Source organism: Mesorhizobium sp. B2-4-14 (assembly GCF_006442155.1).
Classification (GTDB): Bacteria; Pseudomonadota; Alphaproteobacteria; order Rhizobiales; family Rhizobiaceae; genus Mesorhizobium.
On the sequence record NZ_VFVA01000012.1, the window covers coordinates 19087 to 36037 of the forward strand.

Sequence of the window (16951 nt, forward strand, 5' to 3'; positions counted from 1 at the left end):
CTCACCCCTGTTCCTGCATTCTTCGCGCGATCGCTCGGTGCAGGTCCGGTGCAGCGGTGACCAGGGCTCGCGCGGCTTCTGATTGCGGGTGATCCAGCACCTCGCTCGTCTTGCCGCGCTCGACGATTTTGCCCTCATGCATGACCAGCACCTCGTCGGTGATGGCGCGAGCGACAGTCAGATCATGGGTGATGAAGAAGTAGGCGATGCCAAGCTTCTGGTTGAGCCCGGCGAACAGATCCAGGATCTGGGCACGGATCGACACATCGAGCGCCGAAACCGGCTCGTCGGCGACAACCAGCTTGGGACGGGTGATGATGGCGCGAGCGATCGACAGGCGCTGGCGCTGGCCGCCGGAAAATTCATGCGGGTACTTGTCCATGTCGCGCTGGTCCAGGCCGACCTCGTGCAGCGCATGCGCGACCATCTCGCGGCGCTCGGCGGGCGTCGGTTTTTTGTCCAGTACATGCAAGGGTTCGGCGACCAGTCTTTCGACCTTCTGGCGCGGGTCGAAGGAGCCATAGGGATCCTGGAAGACAACCTGCATATCGCGCCTGGCCGGCTTCAGCTCGGCTTTGCTCCTGCCGGTGATGGTTTCGCCGCGAAACCGGATCGTGCCCGAACTCGGCCGGTCCAGCGCCAGGATCATGCGCGCGAGTGTCGACTTGCCGCAGCCGGAACGGCCGACCAGCGCCACCGACTGGCCGGGCGCAATCGACAGGGAGACATCGTCGACGGCACGGATATCAGGCGCGCGCCGAAACAGCGAAGTACGCCGGCCGGGATAGTCGCGGGTCACGCCTTCAACCTGAAGCATGGGTTGGCCCAGCCCGGCGCCGTGTGGCCTAGCGCGTGCCGGTACATGCATCGAGGCTTGCGCCAGCTGGCGCGTATAGGGATGAAGCTGTTCCGACAGCGTGCGCGCGGTGTCTCCGGCCTCCATCACCTCGCCGCGGCGCATGATGGTGATGCGATCCGCCATCTCGGTCACCACGGCGAGATCGTGCGAGATCAGCAGCAGACCCATGCGGCTCTCCGCAACGAGACCGCGCAAGAGATCGAGGATCTGCGCCTGCAGCACGACATCGAGCGCCGTCGTCGGCTCGTCGGCGATCAGCAGTTTCGGTTTCAGCGCGCAGGCAATGGCGATGACGACGCGCTGGCGCTGGCCGCCGGACAGTTCGTGCGGATAGCGCGACAGCGGGAATTTCGCCGAGGGAAGGCCGACGCGGTCGAGCATTTTTCGCGCCCGCTCCTCGGCTTCGGCGCGCGTCGCTTTGGTGTGCCAGCGTATGCCTTCGGCCACCTGTTCGCCGATGGTCTTGACCGGATTGAGGGCAGTCATCGGCTCCTGAAAGACCATGCCGATGTCGTCACCGCGCAGCGCGCACATCTGGTCCTCGGTCGCCGCAAGGATATCGATGCCGTCGAATGTGACGCGCCCAGTGGCACGTGCGGTGTGCGGGAGCAGCCGCATGACTGTCAGCGCGGTCATCGATTTGCCGGAGCCGGATTCGCCGACCAGTCCCATCACCTCGCCAGGCGCGACGGAAAGCTCCATGTCCTTCAGGATTTGCGTATCGCCGATGGTCAGCGACAGATTGTTGATCTCAAGCAGGCTCATCGCTGCCGCCGCGATTTGGGCTCGAGGATGTCGGCGATGCCGTCGCCCAGAAGGTTCAGGCCGAGCACGGTGATGACGATCGCCATGCCGGGGAAGATCGCCATCCATGGCGCCGCCACCATGCGCGTCTGCGCATCGAACAGCATGCGGCCCCAACTCGGCATTGGCGGCTGCGCGCCGAGGCCGAGATAGGAAAGCCCGGCTTCGGCCAGGATGCCCAGAGCGAACTGGATGGTGCCTTGCACCAGGAGCAGCGTAGCGATGTTCGGCAGGACATGTTCGACAGTGATCTGCGTGCTGCTCTTGCCGGCGGCGCGCGCGGCAAGGATGAATTCGCGCGGCCAGATCGCCAGCGCACCCGCCCGGGCAACGCGGGCAAAGACCGGGATATTGAAGATGCCGATGGCGATGATGGCGTTGACCGCGCCCGGCCCGAAGATGGCGGTGATCATGATGGCCGACAGCAGCGCCGGGAAGGCGAAGACGAGATCGTTGATGCGCATCAGCGCTTCGTCGATGAGGCCGCCGCGGGCCGCGGCAAAGGCGCCGAGCGGCACGCCGACACCCATGCCGATGCCGACCGCGACCAACGCCACGGCAATCGAATTGCGCGCCCCGACCATGATCATCGACAGGATGTCGCGGCCGAAATGGTCGGTGCCGAACCAGTGCGCCAGCGCGGGGCCTTGGGTTTTGTCCGCTATGACCAGCTTCGTCACGTCGTACGGCGTCCAGATATAGGAGACGATGGCCATCGTCAGGATCAGCGCGGTGATGACGAAGCCGCTGACGAAAGCGGTGTTCCTGAACGCCTTGGCCAGGATGCCGCTGAAAGTGTCCTCGGGGATGTCGATGCGCAGCGTCATTGCCGGGTTCTCAGGCGGGGATCGACCACCGCATAGGAAAGGTCGACGACGAGGTTGACGGCAATGACGGCGGCGACCAGCAGCATGACGACGCTTTCGACGACGATCAGGTCGCGCTGGGTGATCGCCTGAAACACCAGTCGGCCGAGCCCGGGTAGGTAGAAGACATTCTCGATGATGATGGTGCCGGCGAGCAGGAAGGCGAATTGCAGGCCAAGGATGGTCAGCACCGGGATCATGGCGTTACGCAGCGCGTGGCGCCACAACACGGCGCGGTAGGGCAGGCCCTTGGCGCGGGCGGTGCGGATATAGTCCTCGTTCAGCACCTCGATCAGCGCCGAGCGGGTGACGCGCGCCAGGATCGCGGCCTGCGGCAAAGCAAGCGCCACCGCCGGTAACAGCAGCGATTTCAGCGCCGGCCAGGCGCCGGCGGCCCAGCCTGGAAAACCGCCGGCCGGCACCAGGTGCAGCCAGACGGCGAAGACATAGATCAGCATCAGTGCGAACCAGAAATTGGGCACGGCCACGCCAAGCTGCGCCGCGCCCATCGCCACCGTGTCGCCGACCCGTCCACGCCGGCTGGCGGAAAACAGCCCGACCGGAATGGCGATGATGGTGGAGAGCGCCAGCGCGATCAGCGCCAGCGGCAGCGATACGGCAAGCCGTTCACGCACGAGATCGATGACCGGCACCGAATAGGTGTAGGATCGGCCGAAATCGAGGCTGAGCAGGCCGCCGGCCCAGTGCAGGTAACGCCAGGCAAGCGGCGCGTCGAGACCCATCTGGTTGCGCAACAGCTCCACCTGGTCGGCGCTGGCGTTCATGCCCAGCATCAGCCGCGCCGGATCGCCGGGGAGGACTTCCAGCACGGCGAACACCACGATGGAAGCCAGCACCAGCGTGGCGATGGCTATTGCGAGGCGCTTGAGAAGGTAGGCGGTCATGGGAGGTGGGGAACCGCAACTTCGTCATCCTGGGGCGAAGCAGGAGCGAAGCGACGTCGCGAAGACCCCAGGATCCATGCCGTGACAGAAGTCGAAGAGCGCGGCGGTCCAAAACCAGCGTTGCCTCTTTCTGTCTCCAACTCACGTTCCCCCAGGTTCTGCGTCGCAGCATCGCTCATAAGTCACGGAATGGATCCTAGGGTCTACGCAGTTCGCTGCGCTATCTGCTCCGCCCTAGGATGACGAACCGTTGTGCGAGCCTCACTCGCTCCATTTCACCTTGGTCAGGTCGTTGGCAGGGATCGGCGCGTTTTCCCACAACCCTTGCAGCTTGGCGTCCCAGACCCCGACCTTGGGCAATTCGTAGAGGAAGCCGACCACGGCATTGTCGGCAAGGATCTTTTGCGCTTCGGCATACAGTTCCTTGCGCTTGGCCTCATCCGAGGTCAGATCCAGATCGGCGATGATCTTGTCGAAGGTCGGGTTGTCGTAATTGAAGTAGTAGTCCTTGCGCGAATAGATGCCGATGTCGTTCGGCTCGGTGTGGGAGACGATGGTCAGGTCGTAGTCTTTCTTGGTGAACACCTGATCCAGCCACTGCGCCCATTCGACCGGAATGATCTCGAGATTGATGCCGACGTCGCGAAGTTCCGAAGCGATGATCTCGCCGCCGAGCCGCGCATAGGAGGGTGGCGGCAGTTTCAATGTGGCCTTGAAGCCGTTCTCCAGCCCGGCCTCCTTCAAGAGTTCCTTGGCCTTGTTGACATTGTGCGGATAGAGACCGGTGAGGTCGACATAATATTTGTTGGCCGGCGACATATGCGAGCCGATCGGCAGACCGAGCCCGGCCGAGGCGCCGTCGATGATCGCCTTGCGGTCAAGCGCGTAGGAGATCGCCTGCCTCACCTGCAGCTTGTCGAAGGGCGGCTTCTTGTTGTTGATGGACAGGATGGTCTCGCCTTCGGTCGCGCCGACCACGACCTTGAAGCGCGGATCGTCCTTGACCTGAGAAACGCTGTCGGGGTCGAAGAAGGGGAAAGCCTGTATGTCGCCGGAAAGCAGCGCCGGCACCGCGGCGGCGGCATCGGGAACGATGCGGAATTCGGCCTTTTCGAGGAAAACAGGGGCGCCCCAGTAATGGTCCGATTTCACGAGGGTGATGGATGAACCCTTGGCCCAGCTCTCGAATTTGAAGGGCCCGGTGCCGATCGGCTTTTCCTTGTTGGTGTCGGCGGATTTCGGCGAAACGATCACCGCGTCGCCCCAGCCCATATTGTAGAGGAACGAGCCCTGCGGGTGGGCGAGCGTGACCTTCACGGTGGCGGGATCGACCACTTCGACTTTGTCGATGGCAGCAAAGAGCTGCTTTTGCGCGTTGATGGAGTTTTCCGCGCGGGCACGGTCGAGCGAAAACTTCACGTCATCGGCACTGAAATCGGTGCCGTCGTGGAATTTCACGCCGGTATGCAGCTTGAAAGTGTAGACCTTGCCGTCGTCTGAAACGGTCCAGCTCTCGGCCAGATCGGGCAGAACTTCGCTGTTCGGGCCGATGCGGGTGAGGCCCTCGAAGACGTTGGCGTATGTGACTTCCCTGATAGCCGCGGCCGCTCCTGCCGTCGGATCGAGATGCGGAGGCTCAAGCGGAATGCCGATGACCAGATCGGTCCTGGCGGCAAACGCCGACGTGGCGGTTGCGAACGCCAGCACGGCAGCGGCCAGTAGGGTCTTCCACAGTTTCATCGCTGAACTCCCCATGTGCTCAGATGCTCAAGCCGGCGGATAGAAGCGTGATTTCGCGCGGGAGTAAATTGCGTTTCGTGCTGTCGCGTCACGCGAAGTGAAATGTTTTTGCGCCGCGGCCTAATCATGCAGCCGTGCCGCGCAGCAGCACGTTGAGGCCGATCGCCATTACCTTGGCCGATTCCACCATGTCCGATATGCCGACCCACTCGTCCGGCCGGTGTGCCAGGTCGAGAATGCCCGGCCCATAGGCGATGCAGTCGTAGATGTGGCCGATCCGCGCAACGTGCTTCTGGTCGTAGGTGCCGGGCGAGATGACGTAATCGGGCTCGCGGTCGAAGATCGCATGAATGCCTTGCGCCACCGCCTTGACCACCGGCGCGTCGCGCTCGGTCATCAGCGGCAACACTTCCATCAAGTCGCGGATCTCGTAGTCGAACTTTTTGCGTTCGCGCTTCAGCCTGTCGAGAATATCAGTCACTTCGCCCTTGACCGTGGCGAGATCCTCTTCGAGCAGGAAGCGGCGGTCGATGGTCAGCCGGCAGGAATCGGGCACGTTGGGCGAGGGCAGGCCGGGCCGGAAATCCTCGGTCTGGCCGCCATGGATGGAGTTGATGTTCATGGTCGAGCGCCTGGCACCTTCAGGCACAACGGGCATGCGCGTCATCTTGCGGTCGAGAGCCGGGAACAGTTCGTCTTCGAAGGCCTGCAGCACGGCGCCCATATGGCGTACCGCATTGTCGCCGAGGAAGGGCATCGAGCCGTGGGCGATCTCACCCTTGGTCTCGATCTCCGCCCACCAGACGCCGCGATGGCCAAGGCAGATGCGGTCCTTGTTCAATGGCTCAGGGATGATGACGTGGTCGACCCTGGGTTTCGAGAAATAACCGAGCCTGGCCAGATGGGCGACGCCGCCGAAGCCACCGGATTCCTCGTCGACCGTGCCCGATATTTCGATGGCGCCGGGAAAATCGGGGAAGACTTCCATGAAGGCTTCGACGGCGATGATGGAGGCGGCCAGGCCACCCTTCATGTCGCAGGCGCCGCGGCCGTAGACCTTGCCGTCCCTGACGATGCCGGCAAAGGGATCGACGGTCCAGCCGTCGCCGGCCTCGACCACGTCGACATGCGAATTGAAGTGGACGCAGGCGCCGGGTGATCTTCCGTCGAAACGGGCCACGACATTGACGCGCGGGTAGCGATCGGTGTCGCCAGGCGTGCCTTCGGCGCGGATGAACTCGGTTTCGAAGCCGCGCTTCTTCAGCCGCGCGCCGATATATTCGGCGCAAGGCCGGTAGGCTTCGCCCGGTGGATTGATGGTTGGAAAACGGATCAGGTCGCCGGTCAGCGCCACCATCTCGTCGCGCCTGATGTCGATTGCCTCGAGGAGTCGCTCGTTCATGCCGCGAGTTGAGCAGCGATCCCTGTGGTTTTGCAAGCCCCTCGATCGAGCCGTGCGGCGCGTCGTTGCGGCAACTATTGCGGGAAATCGTTCAAATTCGCTGCGTTGGATTGGCGAATTGGTCAAGGAGTATGTGCTATCTGTTCATCGCCATTAAAAAAGTGAAAACAACGTGATGGCGGGCAGGCAAGGGGCAATCAAAGGGGTTTGATCGTATGAAAAAGTTCTTTTTCGTGGCAGCGATGCTGGCAACCGCGCTGTTTGGTACATCGATCGCAAGTCAGGCGGCGATGCTGGTGGCGAATATCGACGTGTCGTCGCAGACGATGACCGTCCGGTATGGCTCGGCGGTTTACCGGTGGGCCGTGTCCACCGCCCGTCCGGGCTATTTCACGCCGCGCGGCACTTACCGGCCGCAGCGGACCGCGCGGATGTGGTATTCGCGAAAATACGACATGTCGCCGATGCCTTATTCCGTGTTCTTCCGCGGTGGCTACGCCATCCATGGAACGGGCGCCGTCAGGCAACTCGGCCGCCCGGCTTCGCATGGCTGCGTGCGGCTGCACACGACCAATGCCGCGACCTTCTATACGATGGTGCGGGAAGTGGGCCTCGGCAACACACGCATTGTCGTCAGCAACTAATGTCGTCCAAATCGGCTTCGTCGGCCGGCGTAGAACTCGCGTTCTCGCCGGCGGCTGGCTCAAGCGTCTGAGACGGGAGCTGGCTTGGGCCGCCGTTTGCGCCGCCAGTTGCTGATCTCCCAGCGCTTGTGGAACCACATCCACTGGCCAGGATCCTCGCGCACCCAACGCTCGACCACGTCGTTCAGCATCTGGGTGGCGGCGGGGACGTCGACGCTGCCATCGGCCGTGCGCGGCAAGACCAGCTTGTCCTCGATTTCGAGGCGGAAGCGGTTGCCCGGCAGCCTGACACAGCGCGCCGGATAGACATCGCAATCGTAGTGGCGGGCAAGGGTGCCGAGCACGCGATTGCTTTGACAGGGACGGCCGAAGAAGGTCGTCTCCAGGCCATTGGAGAATTTCTGGTCGACGAGAACGCCAATGTTGCCGCCGTTTTCCAGCACCCCGGCCAAGGCAAACGAGGCGCCGGCCATCGACGGCAGCAGCGATCCCATGGTCGAGCGGCGCGTTGAAAGGATGTAGTCGGCGAGGTAGGGGTTGTTGGGCGGGCGAAACAGCGCCGTGATGTTCATGCCGAAGGTGGCCGCCGCTACCGGCAGCAGCTCGAAATTGCCGAGATGGCCGGTGAAGACGATATGCGGCTGCTTTTCGGCCGCGATCTCGATGAAGTGTTCAGTGCCCCTGACCTCGATGCGGCCGGGCTTGCTGGCGGCCGGGTCATAGTCGAACAGGGCGTCAAGGAAAATGTATTCGGCGGCAAGCCGGGCCATGTTGCCCCACATATCGGAAGCGATGGCCTGGATTTCGCCCTCGCTCTTTTCCGGATAGGCCTTGCGCAAATTGTCGATGGCGACCTGGTGACGCCCAACCCTTGGACCAATGAGGCGTGCGACGCGGTCGGCGAAATTCAGGGCGCTGTCGACCGGCAGCAGGCGCAGCATCGACATGATGATCATCGCGGCGCGTGCAACCAGCCAGTAATTCACTTGGCGCAGCTGCCGACCATAGCGGAACTTCAGGTCGCGGCGAAGCTTCTTGAGCACGGAAATCAGGGCCTAGGCCACGCGCAGGATGATCTTGCCGAAGACGTCGCGGCCTTCCATGCGCTTCAGCGCTGCATCGATATCGTCGAAGCCAACCTCGGTGTCGATGACCGGCGCGACCTGTCCGGCCGCCATCTTCTGCATGGCGTTGGCCATGTTCTCCATGCGGCAGCCGAACGATCCCAGAAGTTTCAACTGCTGCTGGAACAACTGCATCAGGTTGATCTGCGTCGACACGCCTGATGTCGAGCCGCAGGTCACCAGGCGGCCGCCGCGCTTCAGGCACAGCATCGAGCCGGCAAAGGTATCGGCGCCGACATGTTCGAACACAACGTCGACGCCTTTCTTCTTCGTCAGCTTGCGCACGACGCCTTCGAAACGGTCGTCGCGGTAGTTGATGACATGGTCGGCGCCAAGCGCCTTGGCCTTTTCGATCTTGTCGTTCGACCCGACCGTGGTGATGATCGTGCAGCCCATGCGTTTGGCCAGCTGGATCGCGGCCGAGCCGATGCCGGAGCCGCCGGCATGGATGAGGATGGTCTCGCCGGGCTGAAGTTTCGCATTGTCGAACAGCATGTGCTCGACCGTGCCAAAGGTGACGGGAGCCACCGCGGCGCCGATGTCGCTCACGCCAGGCGGCGCTGGGACCAACAGGCGCGCCGGCAGGTTGATCTTCTCCTGCGCGAAACCGTCTAGGTGGAAGCCGTGGACGCCGGAAACATGTTCGCAGAGATTGTCGCGGCCTTCGCGGCAAGCACGGCAAAGGCCGCAGGTGCGGGCGCCGTAGATCGACACCAATTGCCCGGGCAGCAGGCTGGAGACGCCTGGGCCGACCGCCTCGACCTCGCCGGAGGCTTCCGCGCCGACGACCAACGGCAATTTGCGCTTGGCGAAGGCCATGCCGCGCCAGCCCCAGACGTCGATATGGTTGAGCGCCACCGCCTTGACGCGCAGCGTGACTTCGCCGAGTGCGGGCGGCGGGGGAGGCGGCAGGTCCACCGTTTCAAGACGGCGGTCCTCGATAAGTTGCAATGCGCGCATGGAGCCTGTCGGTTCAGTGGGACTGAAAAAGGTCGCTTAGACCGGTTCCCGCGCCATGACAAGGCAGGTGTTCTGGCCGCCGAAGCCGAAGGAGTTCGACAGAACGCTGCGAACCTCGGCATTGCGCTTCTTGTTCGGCACCACGTCGAGCACGATCGCGGGGTCAGGATTGTCGTAATTGATGGTCGGCGGAATGACGCCTTCGCGCATGGTCATCAGCGAGAACGCGGCCTCGACGGCGCCCGCCGCCGACAGCGTGTGGCCGATCATCGACTTGTTCGACGAGATCGGCATCGAGCCGATCCGCTCGCCAAACACGGTCGACAGCGACAGATGCTCCATCTTGTCGTTTTCCGGCGTCGAGGTGCCGTGCGCATTGACGTAGTCGATCTCGTCTTCGCCCAGGCCGGCATCGGCAAGGGCAGCGCGAACGGCCGCGATCGCCGGCGAACCGTCCGGCTTGGAACGGGTGCGGTGGAAATCGTCCGCCTTTTCGCCGCAGCCACGCAAAATGCCAAGAACGGTCGCGCCACGGGCCAGCGCTGCTTCCAGCGATTCCAGCACAAGCGCGCCGGAACCCTCGGCCAGCACGAAGCCGTCGCGGTCCTTGGAAAACGGCTTCGAGGCTTTTTCGGGAATATCGTTGTGGGTCGACAGCGCCGACAGTAGCGAAAAGCGGATCAACGCCTCGGCGGTCGCCGAACCATCGGCGCCGATGGACAGGGCCCGGTCGCATTCGCCGCGACGGATCGCCTCGACCCCGAGTTGGATGGCGGTGGCGCCGGAGGCGCAAGCGGTCGACAGCGTGATCGGCAGCCCGCGCGTGCCGAACCGGTCGGCGAGCCGGTCCGCGATCGAGCCGAACTGGGTGGTTTCGAAAATGTCGAGTTCCTTCAGGCCGCGCGCCACCCGCAGCAGCCTTTCGGCGCCGACGTCGTCCTTGTCGGAATTGTAGAGCGAGAAGCGTTCGTGCCAGTCGAGCTCGACCGGCGGCGAGGCGAGGAACAGCGGCCCGCCGAAATCGCCGGAATTCAGGCCAGCTTCGCCCACGGCTTCCTGCGCGGCGGTCTCGGCCAGTTCGTAGGTGAGGGGGCTGGCGCCCTTCGAACTCGACGGCAGGAAATCGACCATGCCGGAGATGCGGGTGTTGAGGTGGTCGATCGGAAAGCGGGTGATCGGGTGGATGCCTGATTTGCCCGAGGTCAGCGCCGCCCAATTATGGGCCTTGCCGACGCCAAGCGAGGTCACCACGCCGATGCCGGTGACGGCGACGATCGGCCTGCCCATGTGATCTCTGAGATTGGCCATCGGAAGCCCTCAACCTTTTATCGTTACAGCATCGCCGAACAATGCCGCCTTACGCAGCGTTGACCAGTGCCATGCCCTCGAATTGGTGATAGCCGATCGCCGTTGCAAGGACGGTTCCGGGAATGCCTTCGAACGGCTTCTCGGCGGCGGCATCAAAGACAGGGTAGGCGGCCTTGCGGTCGACGGCCAATGCGGCCAGCGCGACGGCGAACGGAAACTGCGCTTCCTTCATGTGCCCGGTCAGCGTTGAGAAGCCGCGCGCGGCGATTGCCGGATTGGCATCGAGAGCGGCTTTTTCGGCGGTGGTTGCCGCATGCGCGCCGGACGCGCCCGACATGGCGAGCAACTCGCCGTTCGGCAGCTTCGCCCGGGCGAGCAGTGCGGCGATCTCGGCGTCGAGCTCTCCGCGCGACCGCCTGGCGCGGCCGGAAACGACCGGTCCGAGCTCGGCATAGATCTTGCGCCCCCGGCTCATCGCGTGTTCGCGCTGCTCCAGCACCAGGAAGGCACCGCCGGAGCCAGACACCACGCCGCCGCCCTCGGCCCCTTGCCTTTGCCAGACAGGCATCCACGGGCCGCGATGCAGATAGCCGGCCAATTCGTAGCCGAGCAACATGTCGGAATGCTCGGTCTGGAAAGCGCCGCCGACCAGGATGTGTGTCGACTGGCCGGAGCGGATGCGCGCGGCGGCCGTCTCGACGGCGGCGACGCCGGCGCCTTCCTCGCCCATGAAGGTTCTGGACGAGCCGGTCACCTTATGGACGATGGAGATGTTACCTGCGAGCAGGTTGGAAAGCTGGGCCAGGAACAGGGTAGGCCGCAATTCGGTAGTCAGCTTCTCATTGAGCAGCACATCGCGGTCGTTGCGGCTTTCCGAAGCGGCGAGAATGGCGGCATCGACCGCCTCGTCGCGCTCGCCGCCGCCGGCGGCGACAACCATGTCCATGGTGGCGCAGAGATCATCATTGCCCTTGATGCCGGCATCGTCGAGCGCAAGCCCGGCCGCATAGGTGCCGAGCCGCTGCCAGGTTTCCATCTGCCGCTGGTCGCCGCGCTTGGCGATCTGGAGGTTCCAGTCGACCTCCGGCAGCGGATGGATGGTGTAGGGCGCAAAGCGCGCCGCTTCGAGCACCGGCTGCAGGCCTGGTTGCGCGAGCTTCTGCCAATGGGCTTCCGGGCCTTCTCCCAATGAGGAGACAAGGCCGATTCCAGTGATGACGACGTCGCGGGGGCTGCTCATGAGCGGCTTTGTGGGTCAGGCGGCGGAGCGCGTCAAGGTCGCGGCGCTCAACTGACGTCAGGCGGTCTTGGCGGCAACCAGCGCGTCGATCTTGGCGCACAGGTTCTTCATGACGAAGTAATCGTCGGTGGAAGCCTTGCCGTCATTGACTTCCTGGGTCCACTTTTCCAGCGGCACCTTGATGCCGAATTCCTTGTCGATGGCGAAGACGATGTCGAGGAAGTCGAGACTGTCGATACCGAGATCGTCGATCGTGTGGCTTTCGGGCGTGATGGTGTCGATATCGATCTCGCTGGTGTCGGCAATGATCTTGGCGACTTTGTCGAACGTGGTGGACAAGGGCTTTTCCTTCTTTGCGGGCGGAATCTGTCCGCAGCTTGGTTTGGGCGCTGTCTAATCGGTTTTTCCCGGCAGGAAAAGGCCTGATGAGCCGGGCGCAGATGGGAAGCATGCCCAAGAAACGCAAGAAGGTCCGCCGGTCAAGCGGCAGTTCCGCCGGTTGACGTTCCGGCAGCTGCCGGCGATGGCAAATCGCCGCCGTCTTGCCGGTCCTCGGGCCGGTCCTCAGAAAGTGACGCGGCCGAGCACGCGCAGGCCGTCGCCCTGCGGCTCGACGACCACGGCCTCGCCCTCGCGCGGCGAGATGCCGGTGAGCGCGACGATGTTTTCCAGGTGGGTGACCATGACCAGATTGTCGGAGCCGGAATAAGCGCGGATTTCCTTCAGGATGCCGGCGATCTGCGCGGCCTTCTGCCCATCGTCGCCCTTCAAGAGGTCGAGCGGCGCGAACAGTTTCGGCTCGGCCTCGAAGGCGATGCGCGCTGTGTCGAGGCAGCGGCAGTAGCGGCTGGAGAGCACGCGCTCAACGGGCGCCGCGCGGGCGGCAAACAGGGCGCCTATCCTGCTCGCCTGCTGCTTGCCGCGCGCCGACAGGTTGACCTGGGTGCCGCAGTTGTCGATGTCGAAATTGGCGGGGTCACTGGTGCCGGTGACCATGGCGTGGCGAAGCAGAACCACATGGCCGCCGTCACGCAGCAGCGCCCACCCGGCATCCGTTGCGTGGGCCGCCACAGGCACAACAAGCAGGAACAACGCCAAGGCCAATCGGAACATCGTCACCTTCCAGGAGCCCGGCATCGGCCTCCGACGATTCGCATATAGGCATTGGAAGGCAGACACAAAGACAAGCCAAGAACCGGCCGCGTTCCGAGCCTCACTTTTTAGCGAGTTGCTTCCTAACCAGATCGATCTTCTGGCCGGCAAGATGACAAACCACACGTTGCGTTTCCAGAAGAGTTCGCCGACTTTCAGATATTCCGGTGGTCATCGCTGGGGCAGCTACTGTGGATATTGCCGCGATTGCGCCCCGGGCATGGCTCGCCTATCCCTGAAAAATGTCTCCGCTCACAGAAACCGTCCTCTTCGTCTTCAGCCTGGTCGCGCTCGGCTATCTCGCCGGGCTTACCGGCTATCTCAGGCCGGCGAGCGGCGAGGGCATATCCGATTTCGCGGTTTCGGTGGCGATGCCGCTGCTTTTGTTCCAGACCATGGTGAAGGCGGATTTCCACGGCGTGGCGCCCTGGCCGCTGTGGGGCGCCTACTTCACAGCGGCGGCGATCACCTGGACCGCCGGCCATGTCGTCATCACGCGGATATTCGGACGCGATGCCCGCGCCGGCGTCGTCGGAGGCGTCTCGTCAGCCTTTTCCAACATCGTGCTGCTCGGCGCTCCCTTCATCCTCGGCATATTCGGCCCGAGTGGCTTCGAAGTTCTGTCGTTGCTGGTTTGCGTGCACCTGCCGATGATGATGATGGCGTCGATCGTGCTGTTCGAAATGTTCGGCCGCGGCAGTGGCGAGCATGTGCATCCGCTGCGGGTCCTGCACAGTTTCCTGAAGCGGCTGTTCATCAACCCGCTGATCATCGGCATTCTCCTGGGGCTGGCATGGCGGCTCGGCGGCGTGCCATTGCCGGCCCTCGTGACGCGGCTGGTCGAGGCCCTGGCAAACACCGCCGGGCCGGTGGCGCTGTTCGCCATGGGGCTTGGCCTGCGCCGCTTCGGCATATCGGGCAATGTGCGGCCGGCACTGGCGCTTTCGGCGCTGAAACTGTTCCTGATGCCGGCGCTGGTTCTGGGCTTCGTCTGGCTGCTCGGCCTGCCGCCCTTGACGGCCAAGGTGGCCGTCGTGGTGGCGGCACTGCCGTCCGGCATCAATTCCTATCTTATCGCCGTGCAGTTCAACACCGGCCAGGCGCTGGCATCGAACCAGATGACGATCGCCACCGCCTTTGCCGCCGTTACCGCGGCCTTCTGGCTGACGATTGTTTTGCATGTCTTTGGGTAGGATGTGTCGATACACACAGCGAACCACGGTTGCTCTCGTTATGGGCTGGCCCAAGCCCTATATGCCATCTTGCGATTGCTTGCGGGCCTTGCCCTAGGTAAAGAGCAGGTTCCAGTCATGCGCACGCTTCACGCAGAATTCACAGACCGGCCCGTTAGCGCGCCGAACGGAGGATAGACCATGCTTCAGAAAACCAGCCATTTCATGCGGCAGGCCAATCTCATCAATGGCGAATGGGTCCCGGCCGACAGCGGGCAGACGGTCGACGTCACCAACCCGGCCACCGGTCTCAAGATCGGCACGGTGCCGAAGTCGGGCAAGGCCGAAACGCGCCGCGCCATCGAAGCCGCCGATGAGGCATTCAAGACCTGGCGCAAGACCACCGCTCTCGAGCGCTCGAAGCTGCTGCGCAAGCTGCATGACGCGATGATGGACAATCAGGACGTGCTGGCTGAACTCTTGACCATCGAGCAGGGCAAGTCGCTATTCGAATCGAAGGGCGAGATCGGTTCGGCCGCTGCTTATATCCTGTGGTTTGCCGAAGAAGGCCGCCGCGCGTATGGCGACATCGTACCGTCGCCGTGGGCGGACCGCCGCATCCTGGTGACCAAGGAACCAGTCGGCGTCATCGCCGCTATCACGCCGTGGAATTTTCCGTCCTCGATGCTGGCCCGCAAGCTCGGTCCGGCCCTGGCCGCCGGCTGCACCGCCGTCGTCAAGCCGGCCTCGCAGACGCCGTATTCGGGTCTCGCCTGGGGGGCGCTCGTCGAGGAAGTCGGCTTCCCCAAGGGCGTTGTCAACATCCTGACCGGCGCCGCCGGCGAGATCGGCGATGAGATTTGCGCCAATCCGCTGGTCAAGAAGATCACCTTCACCGGCTCGACAGAGGTCGGCAAGATCCTGATCCAGAAATCGTCGACCACGGTCAAGAAGGTGTCGATGGAGCTTGGCGGCAACGCGCCGTTCATCGTCTTCGACGATGCCGACATCGACCGTGCCGTCACGGGCGCCATCACTGCCAAGTACCGTAACTCCGGCCAGACCTGCGTCTGCACCAACCGCTTCCTCGTCCAGGCGGGCGTTTATGACAGGTTCGTCGAGAAGCTGGCCGCGGCCAGCAACGGACTGAAGGTCGGTTCCGGCCTTGAGGAGGGCGTGCAGCAGGGACCGCTGATCGACGAGAAGGCGGTCGAGAAGGTCGAGGAATTCATCGCCGACGCCACCTCCAAGGGCGGTAAGGTTGTTGCCGGCGGCAAGCGCCATGCGCTTGGCGGTTCGTTCTTCCAGCCGACGGTGATCGCCGATGCCACGCCCAAGATGCGCTTCATGAAGGAAGAGATTTTTGGCCCGATCGCGCCGGTGTTCAAATTCGAGACCGAGGAAGAGGCGGTCGCGCTCGCCAACGACACCGAGTTCGGCCTTGCCTGCTATTTCTACACCGGCGATCTCGGCCGCGCTTTCCGGGTCATGGAAGGCCTGAAATACGGTATGGTCGGCGTCAACGAAGGTCTCATCACCACGCCGGAGGCGCCGTTCGGCGGCGTCAAGGAATCGGGCCTGGGCAAGGAAGGCGGACACCAGGGCATCGAGGATTACCTCGATACCAAATATGTCTGCATCGGCGGCCTCGGCCTCTGATAGAGCTTCCCGGATGGGAAGGCCGTTGGCCTTCCCATCTCTCATGGAAGACCAGCCGAACTTTTCTGGATCAACTGGCGTTTGCGGGCATGGCGATGAAGGACGGCGAGGTTTTCGGCAGGACTCAGGCAGGCGAGCCGGTGCGCCGCTTCACGATCAGAGGCGGCGGCCTCACCGCCAACATCATCGGATTTGGCGCCATCGTCCAGGATTTGCGCCTGACCGGGCACGATGCACCGCTGGTGCTCGGCTACGGCAATCTGGAAGCCTATGAAACCGATACTGCCTTCTTCGGCGCGGTGGTTGGCCGCTATGCCAATCGCATCGCCGACGGCCGCTTCACGATTGGCGGCAACCGTTACCAGACGGAACGCAACTTCCTCGGCAAGCATACGCTGCATGGCGGCTCGCAAGGCTATTCGCATCGGCCGTGGGCGGTTTCGCTGCATGGCAGGGACTTCGTCACGCTGACGCTGCATGATCCGGACGGTGCGATGGGTTTTCCCGGCGCGCTCGACGTCACTTGCACCTACCGGTTGAAGATCCCCGGCACGCTTAGCGTCGAACTGACGGCGACCTGCGAGGAGCCGACGCTGTGCAATCTCTCCCAGCACTCCTATTTCAACCTGGATGATGGCGGCGCCGGCGACATCCTCGACCACCGGATGATGCTCAATGCCGGCGCCTATCTGCCGGTCGATGGCGACATGATCCCGACCGGCGTGGTCAAGCCGGTCGACGGCACGCCCTATGATTTCCGTCAGGCACGGCCGTTGCGCATGGAAACCGAGGGCGAGCAGCTTCCCTACGACCGGAATTTCTGCCTTGCCTCGACGCGCGGGCCGCTGAAGCAGGCGTCATGGACGCAAGGGGCGAGTTCAGGTGTCGAAATGGAGGTCTGGACCACGGAGCCCGGTATTCAGCTCTACACTGGTCAGTACGTGACGCCGCGCACCGGGCTGGAGGGGCGCGGCTACAAGCCTTTCTGCGGCTTCTGCCTGGAGCCGCAGACATGGCCGGATGCACCGAACCGGCCGTATTTCCCGCAGGCGACGCTGTGGCCCGGGGCGATCTACCACCATGTGACGGAATACCGTTTCCACCTGCCTTAAATCT

General features: G+C 63.5%; 15 protein-coding genes. 4 read left to right on the forward strand and 11 right to left on the reverse strand.

Going from position 1 to position 16951, the window contains the following annotated elements; genetic code table 11:
• Position 1: 1 nt before the first annotated feature.
• The 5 genes from FJ938_RS12890 to FJ938_RS12910 all read right to left on the reverse strand — a co-directional run bounded on the left by FJ938_RS12890 (position 2) and on the right by FJ938_RS12910 (position 6576).
• Positions 2-1624 (reverse strand): dipeptide ABC transporter ATP-binding protein, encoded by a 1623-nt coding sequence (locus tag FJ938_RS12890; RefSeq protein WP_140694219.1) that lies wholly within the window; start codon positions 1622-1624, stop codon positions 2-4.
• Positions 1621-2490, reverse strand: a complete 870-nt coding sequence (locus tag FJ938_RS12895; protein ID WP_140694222.1) for an ABC transporter permease — start codon at positions 2488-2490, stop codon at positions 1621-1623. The genes FJ938_RS12890 and FJ938_RS12895 overlap by 4 nt, the downstream gene beginning before the upstream one ends.
• The gene (locus FJ938_RS12900; protein ID WP_140694224.1) at positions 2487-3434 is read right to left on the reverse strand and encodes an ABC transporter permease; all 948 of its coding nucleotides are present in this window, start codon (positions 3432-3434) and stop codon (positions 2487-2489) included. Before FJ938_RS12900 ends, FJ938_RS12895 begins: the two co-directional genes overlap by 4 nt.
• A 261-nt stretch (positions 3435-3695) precedes the next feature.
• On the reverse strand, positions 3696-5174 hold the full coding sequence (locus FJ938_RS12905; protein ID WP_140694226.1) for an ABC transporter substrate-binding protein: 1479 nt from the start codon (positions 5172-5174) through the stop codon (positions 3696-3698).
• A 124-nt stretch (positions 5175-5298) separates the two neighbouring features.
• Positions 5299-6576, reverse strand: a complete 1278-nt coding sequence (locus FJ938_RS12910) for an acetylornithine deacetylase/succinyl-diaminopimelate desuccinylase family protein (protein ID WP_140694228.1) — start codon at positions 6574-6576, stop codon at positions 5299-5301.
• A gap of 215 nt (positions 6577-6791) precedes the next feature.
• Here FJ938_RS12910 and FJ938_RS12915 point away from each other — a divergent pair, with 215 nt between their 5' ends.
• Positions 6792-7220, forward strand: coding sequence for a L,D-transpeptidase (locus FJ938_RS12915; protein ID WP_140694230.1), 429 nt, complete (start codon positions 6792-6794; stop codon positions 7218-7220).
• Between the two features lie 59 nt (positions 7221-7279).
• On the opposite strand, the gene FJ938_RS12920 is transcribed toward FJ938_RS12915, so the two are convergent.
• The 6 genes from FJ938_RS12920 to FJ938_RS12945 form a co-directional block, all read right to left on the reverse strand.
• A complete protein-coding gene (locus FJ938_RS12920; RefSeq protein ID WP_181165527.1) occupies positions 7280-8263 on the reverse strand; it encodes a lipid A biosynthesis lauroyl acyltransferase in 984 nt (327 codons plus the stop codon).
• A gap of 12 nt (positions 8264-8275) precedes the next feature.
• On the reverse strand, positions 8276-9304 hold the full coding sequence (locus FJ938_RS12925; RefSeq protein ID WP_140694232.1) for a zinc-binding dehydrogenase: 1029 nt from the start codon (positions 9302-9304) through the stop codon (positions 8276-8278).
• A gap of 36 nt (positions 9305-9340) precedes the next feature.
• A complete protein-coding gene (locus FJ938_RS12930; RefSeq protein WP_140607606.1) occupies positions 9341-10612 on the reverse strand; it encodes a beta-ketoacyl-ACP synthase in 1272 nt (423 codons plus the stop codon).
• Between the two features lie 49 nt (positions 10613-10661).
• The gene (locus tag FJ938_RS12935) at positions 10662-11852 is read right to left on the reverse strand and encodes a beta-ketoacyl-ACP synthase (protein WP_140607605.1); all 1191 of its coding nucleotides are present in this window, start codon (positions 11850-11852) and stop codon (positions 10662-10664) included.
• 57 nt (positions 11853-11909) lie between these two features.
• Complete coding sequence (locus tag FJ938_RS12940) at positions 11910-12191, reverse strand: acyl carrier protein (protein ID WP_010909964.1); 282 nt, start codon at positions 12189-12191, stop codon at positions 11910-11912.
• A gap of 225 nt (positions 12192-12416) precedes the next feature.
• Positions 12417-12965: a histidine phosphatase family protein gene (locus FJ938_RS12945; protein WP_140607604.1), complete on the reverse strand. Its 549-nt coding sequence runs from the start codon at positions 12963-12965 to the stop codon at positions 12417-12419.
• 281 nt (positions 12966-13246) lie between these two features.
• Here FJ938_RS12945 and FJ938_RS12950 point away from each other — a divergent pair, with 281 nt between their 5' ends.
• From FJ938_RS12950 to FJ938_RS12960, 3 genes are all read left to right on the forward strand, one after another.
• On the forward strand, positions 13247-14197 hold the full coding sequence (locus FJ938_RS12950) for an AEC family transporter (protein WP_140694235.1): 951 nt from the start codon (positions 13247-13249) through the stop codon (positions 14195-14197).
• 180 nt (positions 14198-14377) lie between these two features.
• On the forward strand, positions 14378-15835 hold the full coding sequence (locus FJ938_RS12955) for an NAD-dependent succinate-semialdehyde dehydrogenase (protein WP_140694237.1): 1458 nt from the start codon (positions 14378-14380) through the stop codon (positions 15833-15835).
• A gap of 89 nt (positions 15836-15924) precedes the next feature.
• Complete coding sequence (locus FJ938_RS12960; protein ID WP_140694239.1) at positions 15925-16947, forward strand: aldose epimerase family protein; 1023 nt, start codon at positions 15925-15927, stop codon at positions 16945-16947.
• Positions 16948-16951 lie beyond the last annotated feature (4 nt).

Excerpts from the sequence above, each read along its gene's own strand:
- FJ938_RS12890 (WP_140694219.1), bottom strand. The coding sequence starts at position 1,624 with ATGAGCCTGCTTGAGATCAACAATCTGTCGCTGACCATCGGCGATACG.
- FJ938_RS12895 (WP_140694222.1), bottom strand. The coding sequence starts at position 2,490 with ATGACGCTGCGCATCGACATCCCCGAGGACACTTTCAGCGGCATCCTG.
- FJ938_RS12900 (WP_140694224.1), bottom strand. The coding sequence starts at position 3,434 with ATGACCGCCTACCTTCTCAAGCGCCTCGCAATAGCCATCGCCACGCTG.
- FJ938_RS12905 (WP_140694226.1), bottom strand. The coding sequence starts at position 5,174 with ATGAAACTGTGGAAGACCCTACTGGCCGCTGCCGTGCTGGCGTTCGCA.
- FJ938_RS12910 (WP_140694228.1), bottom strand. The coding sequence starts at position 6,576 with ATGAACGAGCGACTCCTCGAGGCAATCGACATCAGGCGCGACGAGATG.
- FJ938_RS12915 (WP_140694230.1), top strand. The coding sequence starts at position 6,792 with ATGAAAAAGTTCTTTTTCGTGGCAGCGATGCTGGCAACCGCGCTGTTT.
- FJ938_RS12925 (WP_140694232.1), bottom strand. The coding sequence starts at position 9,304 with ATGCGCGCATTGCAACTTATCGAGGACCGCCGTCTTGAAACGGTGGAC.
- FJ938_RS12930 (WP_140607606.1), bottom strand. The coding sequence starts at position 10,612 with ATGGCCAATCTCAGAGATCACATGGGCAGGCCGATCGTCGCCGTCACC.
- FJ938_RS12935 (WP_140607605.1), bottom strand. The coding sequence starts at position 11,852 with ATGAGCAGCCCCCGCGACGTCGTCATCACTGGAATCGGCCTTGTCTCC.
- FJ938_RS12945 (WP_140607604.1), bottom strand. The coding sequence starts at position 12,965 with ATGTTCCGATTGGCCTTGGCGTTGTTCCTGCTTGTTGTGCCTGTGGCG.
- FJ938_RS12950 (WP_140694235.1), top strand. The coding sequence starts at position 13,247 with ATGTCTCCGCTCACAGAAACCGTCCTCTTCGTCTTCAGCCTGGTCGCG.
- FJ938_RS12955 (WP_140694237.1), top strand. The coding sequence starts at position 14,378 with ATGCTTCAGAAAACCAGCCATTTCATGCGGCAGGCCAATCTCATCAAT.
- FJ938_RS12960 (WP_140694239.1), top strand. The coding sequence starts at position 15,925 with ATGGCGATGAAGGACGGCGAGGTTTTCGGCAGGACTCAGGCAGGCGAG.